Annotated in this window: 5 protein-coding genes; 1 reads left to right on the top strand and 4 read right to left on the bottom strand. The window is 64.2% G+C overall.

What is annotated here, in order from left to right; translation table 11 throughout:
* Positions 1–8: 8 nt before the first annotated feature.
* On the top strand, positions 9–2486 hold the full coding sequence (locus tag UB23_RS27220; protein WP_045062597.1) for a TonB-dependent siderophore receptor: 2478 nt from the start codon (positions 9–11) through the stop codon (positions 2484–2486).
* A gap of 160 nt (positions 2487–2646) precedes the next feature.
* On the opposite strand, the gene UB23_RS27215 is transcribed toward UB23_RS27220, so the two are convergent.
* The 4 genes from UB23_RS27215 to UB23_RS27200 form a co-directional block, all read right to left on the bottom strand.
* Positions 2647–2994, bottom strand: coding sequence for a DUF6124 family protein (locus UB23_RS27215; RefSeq protein ID WP_045062594.1), 348 nt, complete (start codon positions 2992–2994; stop codon positions 2647–2649).
* Positions 2995–3481: 487 nt separating this feature from the next.
* The gene (locus tag UB23_RS27210) at positions 3482–4438 is read right to left on the bottom strand and encodes an alpha/beta hydrolase (protein ID WP_045062591.1); all 957 of its coding nucleotides are present in this window, start codon (positions 4436–4438) and stop codon (positions 3482–3484) included.
* 200 nt (positions 4439–4638) lie between these two features.
* Complete coding sequence (locus UB23_RS27205; RefSeq protein WP_045062590.1) at positions 4639–16515, bottom strand: non-ribosomal peptide synthase/polyketide synthase; 11877 nt, start codon at positions 16513–16515, stop codon at positions 4639–4641.
* Positions 16515–21914, bottom strand: a 5400-nt coding sequence (locus tag UB23_RS27200; protein WP_045062589.1) for a non-ribosomal peptide synthetase, incomplete at its 5' end; no start/stop codon positions are given. The genes UB23_RS27200 and UB23_RS27205, both read right to left, overlap by 1 nt.

Here is a 21914-nt window from a genome sequence, read left to right as displayed (position 1 = left end):
GGTAAGTAATGCGACCTCTCACCCGCCGCACACCTCTCGCACTGGCCGTACAGCGCCCGACGCTGCATCGCAGCCTGTTTACCAGCGTACTGCTGACCGCCACCTTGCTGGGGAGCTCGATGGCCAATGCGGCACCTGTAAAAGTGAGTATCCCGGTGCAGCCGCTGTCCAGCGCGCTGACCGAGTTGGGCATGCAGACCAACCTGCAGATCCTCTACAGCCCTGACCAGGTCGCCGGGATCAAGTCCCGCGCAGTCTCCGGTTCGCTGGAGCCGTCCCAGGCCCTGGCGGAACTGCTCAAGGGCAGCGGCATCTCTTTCCAGATCAACGGCAACACCGTGACGCTGGTGTCCGGTGGCAGCTCGAGCCTGCAACTGGGCGCTACCACCATTTCCGGCCAGGCGCTGGGCCTGACCACCGAAGACACCGGCTCCTACACCACCGGTGCAACGACCACGGCGACCAAGCTGCCATTGACCCTGCGCGAGACCCCACAATCGGTGACCGTGGTGACTCGCCAGCAGATGGATGATCGCGGCGCGCAGAGCGTCGGCGACGTGCTGCGCAACACCCCCGGGGTGACCACGCAAAAGTACGACAGTGACCGTACCGAGTTCTCCGCCCGTGGCTTTGCGATCACCAACTTTCAGTACGATGGCGTCAACCAGCCGTACGACGGTGTCTACGGCGAAAACCCCAACAACAGCGACGACTCGGCCAGCCTCGATCGCGTCGAAGTCATCAAGGGTGCTACCGGCCTGATGACCGGCGCGGGCGACCCGTCCGCCACCGTCAACCTGGTGCGCAAGAAGCCGACCAAGGATTTCAAGGCATCGGTCAGCGCCACCGCAGGCTCCTGGGATAACTACCGCACCGAAGGCGACATTTCCGGCTCGTTGAACGACTCCGGCACTGTGCGTGGGCGCTTCGTCGGCGCTCTTCAGGACAAAGATTCGTACATCGACCACTACAGCCAGAAGAAAGACCTGTTCTACGGCGTCCTCGAAGCCGACCTGACCGACGATACCTTGCTGACCCTGGGCGTCGACAAGTCCAGCGCGACGCCGCGCGGCAGTTCCTGGACCGGTAATGCGCCCTACTTCACCGATGGCGGCCGCACCGATTTCTCCCGCAGTTTCAACCCGGGCGCAGACTGGAGCCGTCGTGATTTCGACAGCGTCACCTACTTTGCCTCGCTGGAACAGGCGCTGGCCAATGACTGGAAATTCAAAGCCAGCTTCGACCAGAAAACCACCGATCACGACACCCAGCTGGCCTCTGCCAGCGGTGGCTACGCCGACCGTGCCACGGGCGAAGGTAACTTTCTGTACTGGGGACGCTGGGAAGGCCATCGCGTACAAAACACCGCTGACGTGAGCGTTTCCGGTCCTTTTACCCTGGGTGGCCGCGAGCATGAATTGGTCGCCGGCTTCATGGCAGCCCACTCGCGCCAGACCGGGGCAACCTACGACACCAGCGCCTTTGAGCTGGTCCCGGGCAGCATCTACGACTGGAACGGCACCCTGCCCAAGCAGGAGTTTCCGAAAAACGGCAAGTACGAACGCACCCAAAGCCAAAACGGCCTGTACCTGGCCACCCGCCTGCGGCCGACCGACGACCTGTCGTTCATCCTCGGCAGCCGGCTGAGCACGTTCAAGTACAACGAAGATTACTCCTACTACCCAGGTGGCAGCCTGACCGACACCCATGCCAGCTACAAGGAACACGGGGTCGTCACGCCCTACGCCGGTGTGGTCTACGACCTGAACGAGACCTACTCGGTCTACGGCAGCTACACCAAGATCTACCAGCCGCAGATCAACAAGGACATCAACGGCTCGACCCTGGCACCGGTTGAAGGCGACAGCTACGAAACCGGTCTGAAAGCCGCCTACCTCGACGGTCAACTGAACGCCAGCCTGGCCTTCTTCCGCATCGAGCAGGATAACGTCGCGCAATCGGTCGGTACCGATCTGAACACCGGCGATGGCATCTTCGAAGCCACCGACGGCGCCACCACCAATGGCGTGGAACTGGAAATGGCCGGCGAACTGGCCCCGGACTGGAACGTTTCGGCCGGCTACACCTACGCCCGCACCCGCGACAAGGACCATCAGCGCATCTACGGTTTCCCGCTGGCCACCAGCAAGCCGGAACACGTGATCCGCACGTTCACCACCTACCGCCTGCCCGGCGCGCTTAACCAGGTCACCGTCGGCGGTGGCATCAGCTGGCAGAGCGCGTTCTACGGCCTGAGCTACAGCCCGGACGTGGGCGGCGGCGAAGGCGGCGAGACCTCACTCAAGCAAGGCGGCTACACCCTCGTCGACCTGATGACCCGCTACAACTACGACGATCACCTGAGCTTCACCGTCAATGCCAACAACGTCTTCGACAAGAAATACCTGTCGGGCCTTGGCAACTTCGGCACCACGTTCTACGGCGAGCCGCGCAACCTGCAGCTGACCGCGAAGTATGATTTCTGAGCGATAGGCTGAAATGAAAATGCCCGCTTCTTTCGACGCGGGCATTTTTTTTGGAAGAAGGTTGAACGGCAAGATCAAAAGATCGCAGCCTTCGGCAGCTCCTACGGGTGTACCCACCATCCTGTAGGAGCTGCCGAAGGCTGCGATCTTTTGACTCTAGTTACTCAGAACATCCAAGCTGATCCAATGCCCGGTTCACCGCCAATTCCCCCAGCATGATCACCTGCGCAATCCCTAATAAGGCATTGCGCGAACTGCCCTCCAGTTGATCCACCAGGTCGGTGGCCATGACATTGGCCGACGCCAGCGACTCGCAGGCATAGGCCAGCAAGGTTTCGGTGTCGAGCTCGGGGTTGACGGTGAACAGCGTGCAGAGTTTGCGCGGGGTGGCTTTGATGTCGGCGATCGAGGGCCGGGGTGCGGCAGTTTGGTGGGGGCCAGGTGAATCGGAATTATCAGGGGCTGTTGTCGGATCAGTGTCCGGCGGGTTGGGCGTTACCTTGAACATAGATGAAACTCCATATGTGACTAAAGGAGCCCTCACCCTCGCTACCAAACGAAGGTGGCGGCCATACGGAGGTTGGTAGACCGGTACATATGGCAAAACCGGCGCGCTCGAAAGCGCCCTGCGCACGGCCACCATATTTCAAATGCCAGAAGCACCTTGATCAGGTGACGTTATGCGTCATATGTACGAGGGCTACCAAACCCGATCGCTGTTTTCCAGCGACCACGCAACGATAGAGCCCGCACCCAAGGCGCACAAGTCGGCGGATTCTGACGTACCTGTAGGCAATGGCGCAAGGCGTTGTAGCCTGCAGGAAGTAATCATGGGCACGATTAAACACACAGCATCAATCGCTGTTTAAAGAAAAAAACTCTATTGGGTTGTGTCCTCAAGACATGCGAAATTTTGCCGCCACCATCGCACCACACAAACTTGCCCGGAAAATCGTAATCCCCGTTTGAGGGATCGCGAGTGTTGTCGCTGCAGATCACAATCTTGCCCGCACCCACCCCGCCACTTGCGCGTGAATCCCTTCCACTTCGCTCAACAACCCACCCATGCGCATGAAGTCATGGGTCATCCCCGGTTGTTCCAGCAGCGTCATTTCATTCCCCGCCTCGCGCAGTCGTTCGGCGTATGCCAGCCCTTCGTCGTGCAACGGATCGTGCCCGGCCAGGTAGACCAGTGCCGGTGCGAGTCCTGCCAGGTCTTGTGCCAGTAATGGCGAGCAGCGCCAGTCCGCGAGGTCGGCGGGGGTGCGGCTGTAGTGGCTGTAGAACCAGTCCAGTGTTGGGGTTTCGAGCAGGTAGCCTTCGGCGAAATCCCGGTGGGAGGGGCGTTTGGTGGTGGCGTCGGTGACGGGGTAGACCAGTACCTGGGCCTTGGGTTTGAGTTGCAGTTCTGCGGGGGTTTGTATCGCGATAATCGAGAGGACGGTGGCCAGGGTTGCACCGACGCTGTCGCCGGCCAAGGCTGCGCGGGTGGCGTCCAGGCCCTGGGCGGCGCCTTCTCGGGCCAGCCAGTTGGCGGCATCGCAGGCGTCCTGGATCGGGGTTGGGAATTGCCATTCAGGGGCCAGGCGGTAATCGACCGTCAGGAGGTCGAAGCCGCCTTGGGCAACGAGGCGCCGGCACAGGGCGTCGTGGGAGTCGAGGCTGCCGACGACGTAGCCGCCGCCGTGGAAGTACAGGATGACGGGTTGCAAGCCTTCGACCGGGTTGGCGTCGCGGTACAGGCGGGCCGGAAGGTTGTGGCCGTCTCTTGCGCGGAGGGTGAAGTGTTCGCAGTTGATGTGGGTCAGTGGGGTGTCGAGGAAGCTTGAGGAGGCTTCGAAATCGCTGCGGGCCTGTTCCGGGGTGAGGTCGTGCATGGGGCGGCTTTTGCCGGTGAGACGGCCGAATTCGGCGAGTTCAAGGAAGGCTTCGAGTTCGGGCAGGACGGGCATGGGGGGATCCTTTTACACAATAATCGGTGGGGAACGCAGAATGTGAAAACACCGGTATCCCCGTAGGAGCTGCCGCAGGCTGCGATCTTTTAGCGGTGTTCGATGCACCGATAAGATCAAGATCAAAAGATCGCAGCCTGCGGCAGCTCCTACAGGGGGCCGTGTTGTCAGACGAAGGCCAGGGTGCGCTCCACGTGTCGTCAGGCGATGGCCAGGGTGCACTCCAATAGCAGTTCGAGGTCGTCGAGCAATTCGTCACCGCGTAGCAGCTCGTAGTGCCCGCCGACCAGCAGACGGTCCACACCGTGATGGCCGACCTGGGCCTCGAACACTCGACGCTCATCGTCACGCCCGGCTACCCACCAGCGGTGCGCCGTGACTTTGATCGCGGGCAGTTGGAGCTGGGCCAGGGCCAATGCCTTGAGGCGTGAACCGCTGTTGAAGATTTGCGTGAGCTCTCCAGCGCCCAGTGCGGCTTGTTCATTGGAGCCATGCAGCGCGGCTTCGATGACGGCGGCGGCCTGATGCTCAGGCAGATCTGCGGCGTGCAACGCCATTAACGCCTGTGCTTCTTCAGACGAATGACCGAGGACAAACTTCAGGAAATCCCCCAGGTCCTCGCGCCAGTCCCCCGCTTCGGCGGTGCCGGCCACGTAGCTGTCGACCAGGCCGGCGAACGCGACGGTCTCGCCTTGTTGTTCCAGCTCGTGGGCGACCAGTTGCGTCAACGCACCACCCAGCGACCAGCCCAACAGGTAATACGGCCCCTTGGCCTGTTGGGCACGAATGCGCTGGGTGTAGGCCTGGGCCATGGCCAGCAGCGACTGATCCTGCCAGTGCGGATCGAGCAGCATGCGGCATTGCAGGCCGTAGACCGTGCGCCGCCCTTCCAGGCGTCGCGCGAGCGGTTCGTAGTCGAATACCGTGCCAAAACCGGCGTGCAGGCAGAACAGCGCCGGCCCGTGCGCCAGCCGCGAGTTCAGTGCCAGCAACGGGTCAGGCGCGGCGGTAGCCGGCTCGGCTGGCTGGTAAACACTGAGTTCGGCAATGCAGGGTTTTTGCATCAGGTCGCGCAGTTTCAGTTCGAAGCCCAATTCGGGTTGGCTGCGCACCCGCGAGATGACTTTGAGCACTTGCAACGAATCGCCACCCAGCTCAAAGAAGTTGTCGTCGATACCCACCTGCGGCATGCCGAGCACTTCCTGCCAGATCCCGGTCAACGCGCGCTCCAAAGCATTGCGCGGTGCGCGATAACCGCCCAGGGCCCACTCCGGCACCGGCAATGCACGACGATAGAGCTTGCCGTTGGCCGACAGCGGGAAGCGTTCCAGGACCAGGATCCGTGCGAGCACCATGTAGTCCGGCAGTTGCGCCTGCAGTTGCGATTTCAGGCGCCGATCAAGTCCGACCGTGCCGAGCGCCACCACGTAGCCCACCAGCTGTTTGCCCGTTGGCGTGTCGTGCACCACCACGGCTGCATCCTGCACCCCTGCGCACTCACGCAGGCGAGCTTCAATCTCGCCCAGCTCGATGCGGAAACCGCGGATCTTCACTTGCTGGTCCAGCCGCCCCAGGTAGTCGATCAAGCCGCAGTCGCGCTGGCGCACCAGGTCGCCGGTGCGATACATGCGCCCGCCCGCTGCAAATGGATCGGGAATGAAGCGTTCGGCGCTCATGCCCGGGCGCTGGTGGTAGCCCCGCGCCAGGCATTCACCGCCCAGGTACAGCTCCCCGCTGACGCCCACCGGCAGAGGGTTGAGGTCGGCGTCGAGCACATACAGGCCTCGCCCGGCCACACCGCGCCCGATCGGCGCATAGGCCGCGTCGCAGGTTTCGCTGACCTCGGCACGCCACAACAAAGGCGTGACCACGGTTTCGGTCGGGCCATAGCCATTGACCAGCCGCTGCGGGCGCAAGGCGCGCTTGACCTGCTCGAAACTGGCTTCGGGCACGGCATCGCCGCCGAAGCAGTACACCTCGACCGCTGGCGGATTGCCCAGGCGTTCGGCGACTTCGGCCATCTGTTGCAGGTATGCCGGCGGGAAGCAGGCGACGGTGACGCCATGACGCTGCAGCACTTCCAGGGTTTGTTCCGGGGTCCACAGATTGTCATCGCGAATCACCAGACTGCCACCGGCCAACATCACACTCAGCCAGCGCTCCTGCGCACCGTCGAAGGCGAACGACATGAAGTGCAACTCCCGGCTGCGCGGTGCCAGTTCATAGAGCTCGACGATGCTGCGGCAATGCCGCGCAATCGGTCCGCGCGCCACGGCCACGCCTTTCGGTTGGCCCGTGGAGCCGGAGGTGTAAATCAGGTACGCCAGGTGCCCCGGCAACGGATGGGAAACCGGGCACGCCACGTTGTCGGCAACGCTCAATTGATCCAGCAGCAGACGTGGCGGGCTGTCGGCCAAGGTCAGTCGATCCCCCAGGTTGCTGTCACACAGCAACAGGCTGGCTGCCGAATCGCTCAACATGTACGCCAGTCGTTCGGTCGGGTACGCCAGGTCCAAAGGCAGGTAAGCAGCCCCCGCCTTGAGCACCGCGAGGAACGCGACGATGGTGCGTTCAGAACGCGGCAACGCTACCGCCACCAAGGTCTCCGGGCCAATACCGCGAACGATCAGTTGCTGCGCCAGCCCATTGGCCTGCGCCTCAAGTTCGGCGTAACTGACTTGTCGATCCTCACAGATCAAGGCGATTTTCTGCGGCTGCGCTGTGGCGTGTTGATTGAACGACTGCAGCAAATCAGCGGTGTCGTCGGACACCTGCGGCAGGCTCATGCGTGCTTGCGGCAAGCCGATATTGCCGAGCAGGCACGAAGCGTCCTCCGGCAACGCACGCAGCAATCCTTCCAGCTGCGCACGAATCCGCTCAACTTCAACGTCACTGAAACGATCGCGCAGGAACAGGTATTCGACTTCCAGCCCTTCCTCGTTGGCGCTGACCATCAGGTCCATCGGGAAGTTGGTGACCCCGCCGCTGCCGACTTCGGCAAAGCGTAGCTCGCCCTCCTCGCCGCCTTTCAAGGCGCGGTCCACCGGGTGGTTTTCGAACACGATGATGCTGTCGAACAAGCCCTGGCCACCCTGCCCGGCCCAGCGCTGAATGTCGGACAACGGCGTGTGCTCGTAGTCGCGCACCATCAGGTTGTAATCCTGCAAGTCCCGCAGCCACTCGCCCAACGGCTGTTGCGGATCGAGGGTCTGGATCACCGGCAAGGTGTTGATGAACAGGCCAAGCATGTCCTGGGCACCGGCCAGCCCGGTCGGGCGGCCCGCCACCGTGGCGCCGAACGCGACGCTGCGCTGACCGCTGTGGCGTTGCAGCAACAGCAGCCACGCGCCCTGCACCAAGGTATTGAGCGTCACGCGCTGACGCTTGGCAAAGGTGTGCAGTTTGCGCGTCGCTTCGGCGTCAAGGTTGCTGTACATCACGCCGTGCCCGGAGCCTGCGGCACCCGAAGCCTTGGCCAGAATGGTCGGCTCCTCAAGCAACGCCAGGCGCTCGCGCCAGAAGCCTTCGGCCTGCGCCCCGTCCTGACGTTGCAGCCAGGCGATGTAGTCAGCGTAGCGCCCGGTCAGGGGCGCCAGGCTGTCGTTGTGATACAGGCGCAGCATTTCACCCAGCAACCGTGAGGCGCTCCAGCCATCGAGCAACAGGTGATGATAGATCCAGATCATCTGGTAGCGATCCTCGCCCAGGCGCACCAGGATGAATCGCATCAACGGCGGGCAGCTCAGGTCGAAGCCCTTGGCCTGTTCCGCAGCCGCCAGTTCGCCCAGGGCCTTTTCGGTATCGCTGCGTTCACGCCAGTCGAGCTCTTCGATCGGCAGTTCGACCTCAGCGCATACCGCCTGCAGCGGATCGGCCAGGCCGTCGCGCCAGCGGAACGCCGCCCGCAGCACTTCATGGCGCTCGACCAGCGCCTGCCAGGCGGCACGGAAGCGTGGCACCTGCAAACCCTCCACCGCCACGCTCAACTGGTTGACGTAGGGGTTGAGTTCCGGCGAGTCGAGGCAGTGGAACAGCATGCCTTGTTGCATTGGCGACAGCGGATACAAGTCTTGCAGACCGACCCGGGCCGCAAGATCAATGTGCGGCACCAGGGCAAACGCCTCGACTGTCGGCGCGTCGACCAACGCTGCTTGAGGACGGGTAGCCACCGCCGCGAGGGCGCGAATGGTCTGACGTTCGAACAGCTGCCTGGGACTGAACACCAGCCCACGCTGCCCGGCACGGCTGACCGCCTGCAGCGAGATGATCGAATCGCCGCCCAGCTCAAAGAAGTTCTCGGTGACGCCCACTGTGTCCAGGCCGAGCAATGCCTGCCAGATCTCCACCAGCAAGGTTTCGGCAGCTGTCGATGCGGCCACCTGCGCCTGGTGTTGACGGGAAGCCTGTGGCGCCGGCAGGCCCTGGCGGTCGAGCTTGCCGTTGGGTGTCAGCGGCAGCGCGGCCAGGCACATCAGGTGCGCCGGCAGCATGTGCGCCGGCAGACGGCTGCGCAGATGCGCGCTCAGCGCTGCCTGCAGATCCTGCTCGTCGGCCAACGGATCCCGGGGCACCACGTAGCCGACCAGTTGGCGACTCACCGGGCCTTCGCGATCGATCACAAGGGCTTCGCGCACAGCCGGGTGTTCCATCAGGCAGGCTTCGATTTCGCCAAGCTCGATGCGGAACCCGCGAATCTTCACCTGCTGGTCGATACGGCCGAGGTATTCAACCACGCCGTCGGCCCGGAACCGCGCCAGGTCGCCACTGCGATACAAGCGCCCGCCCGGCACGAACGGGTCCGGCACGAAACGCTCGGCGGTGAGGTCCGGCCGCTGATGGTAACCCCGGGCAACGCCCTCGCCGCCCAGGTACAACTCGCCCGCCACGCCGACCGGCAATGGCTGCAGGCCGCCGTCGAGAATATAGGCACTGCGGTTACCGACCGGTCGCCCGATCGGCATGAATGCCGAGTCGAATTCAGTATCCGGATAGGCCAGCCAGATCAGCGGCGTGATCACGGTTTCGGTTGGCCCGTAGCCGTTGATCAGGCGCTTGGGTTGCAGCACCTGCTGGACCTCATCGAACGCATGCTTGGCCATGCCTTCACCGCATGGCGTGTAGGAGCGGATGGGCAAGTCACGGCCCGCTTCGCCCATGAAGTCGGCGATCTGCGCCAGGTAGCTGGGCGTGAAGCAGGCGATGGTGATGCGGTGTTTTTCGATCTCGGCGCAGGTGCGTTCCACGCTCCACAACTCGTCGTCCCGGGGCATCACGGCCGAGCCGAACACCAGGGGTGTCAGCCAGCGCTCGTGGGCACCGTCGAAGCTGATGGAGGCAAATTGCAGTTCGCGATCCTGCGGGGTCATGCCGTACAACTCGCCGATTGCCAGACAATGCATGGCCAGCGGGCCATGGGCCACGCTCACGCCTTTGGGGCGACCGGTGGAACCGGAGGTGTAGATCAGGTAGGCGAGGTTCTCGCCGCCCGTCAGGTTGCGCGGGTTGCTTTCAGGCATAAGGGCCAGCGGTTCGTGGTCGATGTCCAGCACCGCCAAACCTTCGGGCGACGGCAACTTCTCACGAAGCCACGACTGGCTGATCAGCAGCGCGATGCCGCTGTCTTGCATCAGGTAACGCAGGCGCTCTGCCGGGTAGGCCGGGTCCAGCGGCACGTAGGCGCCGCCAGCCTTGAGGATCGCCAGCAAGCCGATGATCATCGCGGGCGAGCGCTGCATGGCCAGGCCCACCCGGACTTCCGGGCCGATGCCCAGCTCGCGCAGGCGATGGGCCAACTGGTTGGCGCGGCGGTTGAGCTGGTCGAAGCTCAGTTCCAGATCGTTGAAGATCAGCGCCGTGGCGTGCGGTCGAATGTCGGCCTGGGCCTCGATCAGCTGGTGCACGCACAGCGGGTTTTGGACCACGGTAAACGCCGGGTTCCACTCGACTAACTGTTGCCCGCGTTCCGCTGCGGTCAGCAGCTGCAGCTCACTCAAGGCGACTTGCGGCGCAGCGACCATGGCGGCCAGCAGCCGCGCCAGGTGCTCGCTCATGCGGGCAATTGCGGCGCTGCTGAAGTGGCTGCACTGGTAGCTCCAATGGATGCTCAGCTGATGCTCGGCGGTGGCAGCCAGGGTCAGCGGGAAGTTGGTGCGCTCGTGGTTCTGGGGAATCAGGAAACTCAATCCCGCCGGCGCACCCTGTTGCAGCGCGGCGGCCACCGGGAAGTTTTCGAACACCAGCAGGCTGTCGAACAGCGGTTCACCGCTGCGTCCGGCCCAGCGCTGAATGTCGCCCAGGGCGGTGAATTCGTGCTCGCGCAGTTCCAGGTTTTGCGCCTGCAAACGGCCCAGCCACTGCCCGACACTTTCAACGGAGTCGGGGCTGCTGATCACCGGCAAGGTGTTGATGAACAGGCCAAGCTGGCTTTCGGCTCCCGGCAGGTCCACCGGCCGACCGGCCACGGTGGCGCCGAATGCGACGCTGCGCTGACCACTGTAGCGTTGCAGCAGGATGGCCCAGGCGCCTTGCAGCAAGGTGTTAAGGGTGACTTTCTGTTGTCGGGCGAACTCGCTGAAGCGCTGGCTGGTGGTGACATCGAAGCGCTGGTGATGGTCTGCGAACACGCCCGGGGTCCCCTGCCCGCCATTGCCATGGGCCAGGCTTTGCGCCAGCAGGGTCGGGTTGTCGAGGCTGGCCAGTTGTTCGCGCCAGAACAACTCATCGGCCTGGGCATCCTGGCGTTGCAGCCAGCCGATGTAGTCCGCAAAACGCCCGGTCGGCGCCTGCACGTCCTGGCCGGCGTAACGCTGCAGGACTTCGCTCAACAGCAGGGAATGACTCCAGCCATCGAGTAACAGGTGATGGTGGGTGTAGATCAGCTGCTGGCGCTCATCGTCGAGACGCACCAGGGTCAGGCGCATCAAAGGTGCGCGGGTTGCGTCGAGCTGCAGGCGTTCACTGTCGAGCAGCTGCGCCAGCGCTGCGGCCTGATCATTGCGGCCGCGCCAGTCGAGACAGGTCATCGGCAACTGCAGATGACGATGGACCAATTGCACCGGCGCATCGAACCCCTCGGGGAAATGGAAGCTGCTGCGCAGGATCCCATGGTTGTCGAGCACCGCTTGCCAGGCGCGGCCCAGCCGCTCGGCGTCGAGGCCATGGGCTTCGACGCTGAGCTGGTTGACGTAGGCGCCGCTGTCGGATTCGTAGAGGCTATGGAACAGCAAGCCGGCCTGCATGGGCGACAGCGGATACAGGTCCTCGATCTGCGCCGGTGGCACCGGCAGGCCGTCGAGTTGCGCCTGGTTCAAGCGCGCCAGGGGGAAGTCCGCCGGGGTCACGCCGCCTGCGCCATCGCTCAGGCAATGGTCAATCAGGTCTAACAGCTCTTCACGGAAATTCGCCGCGAGGGTTTCGATTTCGTGCAGGTCGAAGCATTCGCGACTGAAGGTCCAGTCCAGTTTCAGTTCGCCGCCATACACCTGGCCATCCACCGACAGCCAATTGGGCAGCGGCGCATCCGCCGCCTGCGCAGCGCCGCTGGATTCACGAGCCGGTGTGAACAGTGCGTCTTCGGCAAAGCTCTGGTCAAACTGGCCAAGGTAGTTGAAGGTGACGCGCGCTTGCGGCAACGCGGCCAGCGCGGCTTGTGCCGAGGCATCGCCCATATAGCGCAGCAGGCCGTAGCCCATGCCTTTGCCGGGAATTTCGCGCAACTGCTGCTTGATGGCCTTGATCGAACCCGGCAGGTCGGGGGTTGGGGTCAGGCACACCGGGAACAGGCTGGAGAACCAGCCCACGGTGCGGGTCAGGTCGATGTCGTCGAACAGCTCTTCGCGGCCATGGCCTTCGAGCTGGATCAGCGCCGAGGGGTGACCGGTCCAGCGACTGAGGGTGCGGGCCAGTGCGGTCAGCAGCAGGTCGTTGACCTGGGTGCGGTAAGTCGCCGGTGCCAGCTGCAGCAGCTGGCGAGTGTGCTCGCGGTCCAGGCCGATGCTGACGCCCTGGCGCAGATGCCCGGCCTGGCTGGCCTGCGGGTTGGCGGCTGGCAGCAAATCGTTGCCGAGGCTGAGTTGCGCCTGCCACCAGTCCAGCTCGCTGGCAGCCGCTTTGGAACGTGCGTAGGTGTCGAGCTGATCAGCCCAGGCCTGGAAGGAGCTGGTCTTCGCCGGTAGCTCCTGGCCTTGATAAGCCGCTTGCAAGTCCTCCAGCAACACCCGCCACGACACGCCGTCCACCGCCAGATGGTGAATGACCAGCAGCAGGCGCTGGGTGCCATCCGCCTGTGCGATCAATGCGACTCGCAGCAGCGGGCCGTCTTGCAGGCTGAGGCTGCGCTGGGCTTCATCGCACACCGACTCCAGGGATGCATCGCTGGCCACGCGCGCGGTCCAGAGCATGTCGACGACATCGGCGCTGTCCGCGCCAACATAGCGCGCAGACCACTCTGTGGCAGCGAGCCTGCTCGCGATGAGCTCAGCACCGGCAACATGGAGGTCGCCTGCCCCACCGCCATCGCGAGCAGGCTCGCTCCCACAGGGATTTGTGGCGTCGCTCACACGCGGGACCTGCTGGCTGAAGCGCAAGCGCAGGGCGTCGTGTTGCTTGAGCAAGCGCTGCAGCGCGGCCTGCAGGCGCGGCAGTTCGAGGGGCTCGCGGGGGGTCAGCAAGAGGGCCTGGTTCCAGTGCGCGCGTTGCGCGATTGGCTCGTCGAAGAACCAGCGCTGGATGGGAGTGAGTTTTTGCAGGCCGTACACCGGTCCTTGCTGGGCCAGCGGAGCGGCCTGTTCCTTGACCACGGCGGCCAGCGCCTGGAGGGTTTGCTGCTGGAACAAATCCCGCGGTTGCAGGCTCAAGCCGGCGCGACGGGCACGGCTGACCACCTGGATCGAAATGATCGAGTCGCCACCCAGCTCGAAGAAATTGTCCTGGCGGCCGACCTGCTCAACGCCCAGCACCTCCTGCCAGATCTGCGCCAGCACCTGTTCGTGCTCGCTGCGCGGCGCTTCGAAGGCGCGCTGGGTGACCTGCGCGGTTGGCGCCGGCAGGCGTTTGCGCTCGAGTTTGCCGTTGGGGCTCAAGGGCATTTGCTCGATCATTACGGTCTGCGCGGGCACCATGTAGTCCGGCAGGCTGGTGAGCAGATGGGCCTTGAGCGCTTCGCGCCAGGCACCTTGTTGCGCGGCATTGGCGCTGATCAGGGCGCGTTCCCGGGGCACGATGTAGGCCACCAGTTGCTTGCCGCCCGGGCCATCGACGGCCAGCACCACGGCTTCCTGCACCTGGGCATGTTCTTGCAGGCGCGCCTCGATTTCGCCCAGCTCGATGCGCAGGCCGCGAATTTTCACTTGATGGTCGATGCGCCCGCAATACTCGATGGCGCCATCGGTGCGATAGCGTGCCAGGTCGCCAGTGCGGTACAGGCGCTCGCCGCTGCCGAACGGGTCGACCACAAAACGTTCGGCGGTCAGCGCACCTCGACGGTGATAACCCCGCGCCAGGCCGACCCCGCCCAGGTACAACTCGCCCACGGCGCCCAGGGGCAAGGGCTGCAGTTCGCTGTCCAGGACACAGGTACGCAGGTTGGCAATCGGCCGGCCGATCGGCACGCTGTCGCGGCCTTCTTCCACGCACGTCCAGTGGGTCACGTCGATGGCCGCTTCGGTGGGGCCATACAGGTTATACAGATTGGCTTGCGGCAGGCTGCGCAAGGTCTGGCGTTGCAGCTCCATCGGCAGCGCTTCGCCGCTGCAGATGATCCGCTGCAACGAGGTGCAGGCCCGCGCTTCGTCGGCACCGATAAACGCCGCGAGCATCGATGGCACGAAGTGCAGCGTGGTGATCGCCTGCTCGACGATCAACCTGGCCAGGCCTTGCGGATCGCGATGTTCGCCGGGGGCGGCGATGACCAGGGTGGCGCCCTTCATCAGCGGCCAGAAAAACTCCCACACCGACACGTCGAAACTGAACGGCGTCTTTTGCAACACGCGGTCCGCCGGTTGCAAGTCGTAGGCTTGCTGCATCCATTGCAGACGGTTGTGCAGCGCCACATGACGGTTGCCCGCGCCCTTGGGTTTGCCGGTTGAGCCTGAAGTGTAAATCACGTAGGCGAGGTTTTCCGCGACCGCAAGGTTCGGCAGATCGGTACCGGGCAACTCCCCGAGCCAATCGCCTGCGGCCTGCAGGCACAGGGTGCGCACGCTGTCCGGGGTCGGCAGTTGTTCCAGCAAATGTTCCTCAGTCAGCAGCAAGGCGATGCCACTGTCTTCGATCATGTAGCTGAGGCGATCAAGCGGGTATTCAGGGTCCAGCGGCACATAGGCGCCGCCAGCCTTGAGAATCGCCAGCAGGCCGATGACCATCTCGAACGAACGGTCGCAGGCGATTCCCACCAGCACTTCCGGACCGACGCCCTGGGCGCGCAGGTGATGGGCCAGGCGGTTGGCGCGCTGGTTCAGCTCGGCGTAACTCAGGGACTGGCCCTGGAACACCAACGCCGTGGCCTCGCCGTTTTCAACCACGCGTTGCTCGAAATGCCGCTGCACGCAGACTTCGCCCGGATAGGCCTGAGCGGTGTGGTTGAGGTCGTCGAGAATGCGCAGACGCTCGTCGGCGTCCAGCAATGGCAACTCGGCAAGCGGGCATTGTGGGTTGGCCACCACACCGGCCAACAGGTTGCGCCAGTGATGCGCAAAGTGCTCGATGCGTTCGGCGTCGAACAGATCGGTGGCATAGGTCAGGCTGGCAAACAGCAGGTCGCCCTGTTCCTGGGTGTCCAGTTGCAGGTCGAACTGGGTGGTGTGCGCGGTGGCATGCAGTGGCTCGACGCGCAGGCCAGCAAGTACACCGCTGGCGCCAGCCGGCTTGGCTTGCTGGTGATTGAACATGACCTGGAACAACGGGCTGTGGCTGAGGCTGCGTTCGCCCTGCAGCGCTTGCACCAGTCGCTCGAATGGCAGGTCCTGATAGTCTTGGGCATCCAGCGCTGCGGCGCGAGTCTGGTCGAGCAACTGGATGAACGGCTGACGTCCATCGAGCTCGGCGCGCATCACCTGGGTGTTGACGAAGAAGCCGATCAGGCCACGGGTTTCCGCGCGATTGCGGTGGGCAATCGGCACCCCGACCCGCAGGTCCGACTGGCCGCTATAGCGATAAAGCAGCGCCTGGAAACTCGCCAGCAATAGCATGAAGGGAGTCACGCCGTGCTGTCTGGCCAGGGTCATCAGGCCGCTGGCCAAGGTGGCATCGAGGGCGAAGTCCAACCGTGCACCGCGTTGGCTCGGTTGCGCAGGACGTGGACGATCCGTCGGCAATTCGAGTAGCGGCTGCTCGCTGCCTAATGTGTCACGCCACCAGTTGAGTTGGCGCTCCAGCTCACCCGCTTCCATCCAGCGACGTTGCCACAGCGCATAGTCTGAATACTGGATCGGCAAGGCTTCAAGCACAGCTTCCTGGCCCTGGCAAAGCGCGGCGTAAAGCCGGGAAAACTCTTCAACCAGCACGCCCATCGACCAGCCATCGGTGACGATGTGGTGCAGGGTCAGCAGCAGTACGTGGTCTTCGGCGTCGAGCTGCAACAGGCTGACCCGCAACAACGGCCCCTGTTGCAGATCGAACGGCCGGGCGATTTCCTGCTCGACGCTGTGCATTGCAAGATCGAGGCGCAGGGACTCGGGCTCGCCGCGCAGGTCGATACGCTCGATCGGCAGTGAGGTGCACGGCGCCAGCGTCTGCAGCACCTTCCCGTCGTCCTCGACGAAACGGCTGCGCAAACTTTGATGCCGCTGCAGCAGCACGTCAAAACTCTGCTGCAACGCCGCGACATTCAGCGGCCCGTACAAGCGCAGCGCCGCTGGAATGTTGTACGCCGAACTGTGCGGATCAAGCTGCCAGAGAAACCATTGACGCTGCTGCGCGTAGGACAGTTCGAAGCTTGTTCGCGCCTCAAGGGCAGGCGGAATCGGCAGCTGGCCAAAGCTCACGCCCTGCTCCTGCATGCGGCTCAGAAACTCGCGGCGCTTGGCGGCTGGCAGGCCGGCGAAGCGGCTGGCGATACGCTGGGCAGTGGTGTGTTCCATCAGTTGATCTCCATCTCGTCCAGAAGCGACTCAAGCGCATCCAGGCGTGCATCGTTGTCAGCCGGGGCGTGTTGCCCGGCCATGGCGGCATAAGCCTGAAGGTCGGTGGACTCGAACAGCGCACGCAGCGGCAGCTCGATGCCCAGGTCCAGTTCCACCCGGGCGCTGGCCTGGGCGGCGAGCAGCGAATGCCCACCCGATTCGAAGAAGTTGTCGCGCCGACCGATCTGCGCCACGCCCAGCACCTCGGCCCAGATCGCCGCCAGTTGCTGTTCGAGCTCACCTTCAGGGGCTTCGAACGGTCGTTGCCAATCCTCGGCATCCGGCAGCGGCAGGGCCTGGCGATCGAGCTTGCCGTTGCCGGTCAGCGGCAAGGCGTCCAGCAGCAGCCAGTGACTGGGTACCATGTAGTCCGGCAGGCCGACCTTGAGCGCGGCGCGCAGTTGATCGCGCCAGGCGATCGGGTCGAGTGGGGTTTGCGCAGGCACCACGTAGGCACACAGCTGCGGGCCGCCCTCACCGGCGTGCACACTCAGCACCGCGTGGCGCACGCCTGGCAGGGCCAGCAATGCAGCCTCGATCTCGCCCAGTTCGATGCGAAACCCGCGGATCTTCACTTGCTGGTCGATCCGCCCCAGGTAATCAATGCTGCCGTCGGCGCGCTGGCGGGCGAGGTCGCCACTGCGATACAGACGCTGTGACGCGTCGAACGGGCTTGGCACGAAGCGCTCGGCGGTCAGGCCGAAGCGGCCGTGATAACCCCGCGCCAGGCCAGGACCGGCGATATACAGCTCGCCCGCCACGCCCACCGGTACCGGGTGCAACTGGCTGTCGAGCAGGTACCAGCGCAGATCGCGAAGCGGCAGGCCGATCGGACTTTGCGCCTTGCCTTCGAGGTCGGCCAGGCGGATGGCGCGGCAGGTCACGTGTACCGTGGTTTCGGTGATGCCGTACATATTCACCAGGCTCGGCCGCTGGTCGCCGAACCGTTCGAGCCAGGGGCGCAGGCTCGCGACTTCCAGCGCTTCACCGCCGAAAATCACCTGACGTAGCGCCAGGGTGCGCGGGCTGGCGCAGGCGATCGGCAGCAACTGGCGGAACGCCGTGGGGGTCTGGTTCAACACAGTCACGCCTTCGTCGCACAGCAAGCGGTGCAATTGCTGCGGATCGCGGCTGATGTCATACGGCACTATCACCAGGCGCCCACCCATGCACAGTGAACCAAACAGTTCCCATACCGAGAAGTCGAACGCGTAGGAATGGAACAGGGTCCACACATCGTGCGGGCCGAAGTTGAACTCGCCAGCGGTGGCCGTGAGCAGCCGGCCGACGTTGCCATGGCTGAGCAAAGCGCCCTTTGGCCGCCCCGTGGAACCGGAGGTGTAGATCACGTAGGCGAGGTTGTCGGGTGCCGCCAGTGGCGGCAGGTTAGCGTTGCTGAAACCCTCCAGTTGCAGTGATTCGAGGCTTAGGACTCGCACGCCATCCCGGGCTGGCAAGCCTTTGACGAGGTGTTGTTGCGTGAGCAGCAACCGGATGCCGCTGTCTTCGATCATGTAGCTCAGACGCTCGGCCGGGTACTGCGGATCGAGCGGCACATAGGCGCCACCGGCCTTGAGAATCGCCAGTAAGCCGATCACCAGTGGCATCGCCCGCTCGGTCGCAATACCGACCCGCACCTCGGGGCCCACGCCTTGCTTGCGCAGGTGGTGCGCCAGGCGGTTGGCCTGGGCGTTGAGCGCGGCGTAGGTCAGTTGTTCGCTTTCACAGACCAGCGCCACGGCGTTCGGGGCCAGCTGGGCCTGTGCTTCGAACAGCTGATGCAAGGTGGGCGACAGCGGCTGTGCCTGGAACGCCGGATTCCAGTGCTGCACCAGTTCGTCGCGCTGTGACTGGCCAATAAGCGGCATTTCGGCGACGCGTTGCTGCGGGTCCGCGACCACGGCACGCAACAGGTTCAGCCATTGCTCGGCGAGTCGCTGCATCGACGCCTGGTCGTACAGATCGGTGGCGTAAGTCAGGCTGGCATCGAGTTCCTCGCCATGCTCCTGGGTATCGAGCACCAGGTCGAATTGCGTGGTGAGCTGCGACCAGTGCAGACGCTCGACCTGCAGGCCGGCCACCGTGCGTTCGACGCTCGCGCCCAGTTGCTGCTGATGGTTGTACAGCACCTGGAACAGCGGGCTGTGATTGAGGCTGCGATCCGGCTGCAAGGCATCGACCAGTTGCTCGAACGGCAGGTCCTGATGGGCCTGGGCAGCCAATGCCGTCTGCTTGACCTGTTGCAACAAGCCACTAAATGGCTGCTGCCCGTCGATCTCGGCGCGCAGCACTTGAGTGTTGATGAAGAAGCCGATCAGGCCTTCGGTCTCAAGACGCGAACGGCCGGCGCTCGGCACTCCCACGCTGATGCTCGACTGCCCGCTCTGGCGATGCAGCAACGTCTGGAAGCTCGCCAGCAGCAACATGAACAGCGTCACCTGTTGGTCCTGGGCGCATTGGCGCAAACCGGCCAGCAAGTCGCGATCCACGTTCAGCATCAAACTGGCACCGCGCTCGCTGCGGCGTGCCGGCCGGCTCAGCTCGCTTGGCAACTCCAGCGGCGCCTGGCTGCCAGCCAGTTGCTCGCGCCACCAGGTCAGTTGTCGTGCGCCCTCGCCCGCGTCCAGCCAGTCGCGCTGCCAACGGGCGTAGTCGCTGTAGTGCACCGCCAGCTCAGCCAGGCCGGCTTCGCTACCGCAGGCGGCCGCCTGATACAGTGCGCTGAACTCATCGACCATGACCTGCATCGACCAGCCATCAGCGGCAATGTGGTGCACGGTCAGCACCAGCACGTGTTCGTCGGTGTTCAATTGCAGCAGCAGTACGCGCCACAGCGGGCCGTTGCGCAGGTCGAAGGGACGGGAAATTTCCTCAGCCACCGCCTTGTCGACCGACAACGAATCGATTGTGCGATGCTCCAGGCACAACGCCAGGTCATCGTGCAGCACCGGACGCGCCAACTGGCCGTCCTGTGTGAAGGTGGTGCGCAGGGTCTGGTGACGGGCTTGTAAATGGGCGAAGGCTTCGCGCAGGACGTCGCGGTTCAGTGCGCCCCTCAGGCGCAGCGCGGCGGGAATGTTGTAGGCCGGGCTCTGGGGGGCCAGCTGCCACAGGATCCATTGACGCTGCTGGGCGTATGACAGCACCGGCGGCTGATCGAGCGGTGCCTGCTGCAGGACGGGTTGGACGCTGGCCTGCGCCCGCGCCACTCGTTGGGCGAACTGTGCCAGGTTCGCGGCACTGAACAGGCTGCTCACCGACAGTTCGAGCCGCCACTGCTGACGCACACGGGAGATGACCTGCAGCACCAGCAACGAGTGCCCGCCCAGTTCGAAGAAGTTGTCGTCGCGAGCTACGCGCTCGACCTGCAGCACGTCCTGCCAGATCAGCGCCAACAGCGCTTGCAACCCTTCGCCAGGCGCTATGAATGGGCGTTGCGCATCGCCGGCTTCGACCCGTGGCAGCGCTTTGCGGTCAAGTTTGCCGTTGGTGTTCAGCGGCAGTCCCGGCAGCAGAATCAGCTCAGTGGGCACCATGTAGTCCGGCAACGACTGGCGCAAGGCCGCTTTGAGTGTCTTCAGGTAATCAACCGCAGAATCGACCTCGGCGCTGGCCACGATGTACGCCACCAGTCGCGTGCCGTCCTGGGCGATGACGGCCGCTTCGCGCACCTCATCCCGGGCTTGCAGGCAGGCTTCGATTTCGCCCATCTCGATGCGCATGCCGCGAATCTTTACTTGATGGTCGATGCGCCCGACGTACTCCAGGTTGCCGGCAGCGTTGCAGCGCGCCAGGTCGCCGCTGCGGTACAGGCGGGCGCCGGGTTCGCGGGCGAACGGGTCCGGCAGGAAACGCTCGGCGGTCAGCGCCGGGCGGTCGAAATAGCTTTGCGCCAGGCTGGCCTGGGCGCCGATAAACAGTTCACCCACGCCGCCATCGGGCAGCAGGTGCCCGGCACTGTCGAGCACATACAGCGCCCGGCCGGCGATGGCGCGACCGATGGGGATGCCAGACACGTCGCTGGCATCTTCCAGGCGGCAGTCATGGATGCTCGATACCACGGTCGCTTCGGTAGGGCCGTAGGTGTTGAGCAGTCGCACCTGAGCCAGCCCGGCTTGATGCCACAGGCGCAGGCCTTCCACCGACATGGCTTCGCCGCCCACGTGCACCTGGCGCAGAGCACCGAGATTGCGGATGACGCCGCTGGCGCATTCCCGGGCCAGCAGGTACCAGTACGCAGCCGGCAAGTCGGCCACGGTCACGCCCTGCCGGACGATTTCGGCGGCCAGGCGCCCGGCGTCCCACAGCTCATCACCGCGCATGATCAACGCGGCGCCCACGCACAGCGCCGGGAAGCACTGCTCGACGAAGCCATCGAAGCTGAAGGTGGCGAACTGCAGCACGCGGTCTGATGCTGACAGGCCCGAATAGTCGGCAGCGGTCTGGCAGAACTCGCGGAGGGCGGCGTGGGTGATGGCTACGCCTTTGGGTTGGCCGGTGGAGCCGGAGGTGTAGATGATGTAGGCCAGGTTTGCGGCGTCTGGGAGGGCGCTTTCGCGAGCAAGCTTTGCTCCTACAGGGTTTGGTCCTACCGGCTCTGCTCCTGCAGCCGCAGTGGTGGTGGTTTTGTTCAGGGTCAGGCGCGGGATGTTTTTGATGTTTTGCAGCAGGCCGGGTTCGCAGAGCAGTTGGTCGAGGCGGCTGTCTTCGATCATGTACGTCAGGCGTTCGACGGGGTATTGGGGGTCCAGTGGCACGTAGGCCGCGCCGGTTTTCAGCACGGCGAGCAGGCTGACGATCAGTTGCGGGCCACGGTGCAGCGCCAGGCCGACACGGGTACCTGGGCCGGCACCGTTGGCGAGCAGGCGCTGGGCCAGGTCGTTGGCCTGGGCATTCAACTCGCCGTAGCTCAAGGACTGACCGTCAACCTGCAACGCCAGCGCGTCGGGATTGGCCGCAGCCTGGGCAGCGATCTGCTGGTGGGCGAAAAGTGTTGCGGATAACTCGACGGCAGATGATCGATTGGCCGCGATCGCCGCACGGGTTTCGACCTCGTCGAGCAGCTGCAGCGCGCCCAGCGGCGCATCCGGCAACGCTGCAAACTGCACCAGCAGATGCTGCAGATTGGCGGCCAGCTGAACAATGTGCGCCGCACTGAAGCGCGCCGAGTCGTAGCTGAAATCCAGGCTCAGGCCGTCGCCCAGCTCGATGCCCAGGGTCAATGGATAGTGGGTGCGTTCGTGGTTGTGCAAGTTGCTGAACGACAACCCGGCCGGAGCACCTTGCTTGAGCGCTGCCGCTACCGGGAAGTTCTCGAACACCAGCAGGCTGTCGAACAGCGCGGCCCCCTGCTGCCC

It is taken from the genome of Pseudomonas sp. ES3-33 (assembly GCF_000952175.1).
GTDB lineage: Bacteria > Pseudomonadota > Gammaproteobacteria > Pseudomonadales > Pseudomonadaceae > Aquipseudomonas > Aquipseudomonas gregormendelii.
Note: the sequence above shows the minus strand (reverse complement) of the source record. Positions and strands in the feature narration are given on the sequence as shown.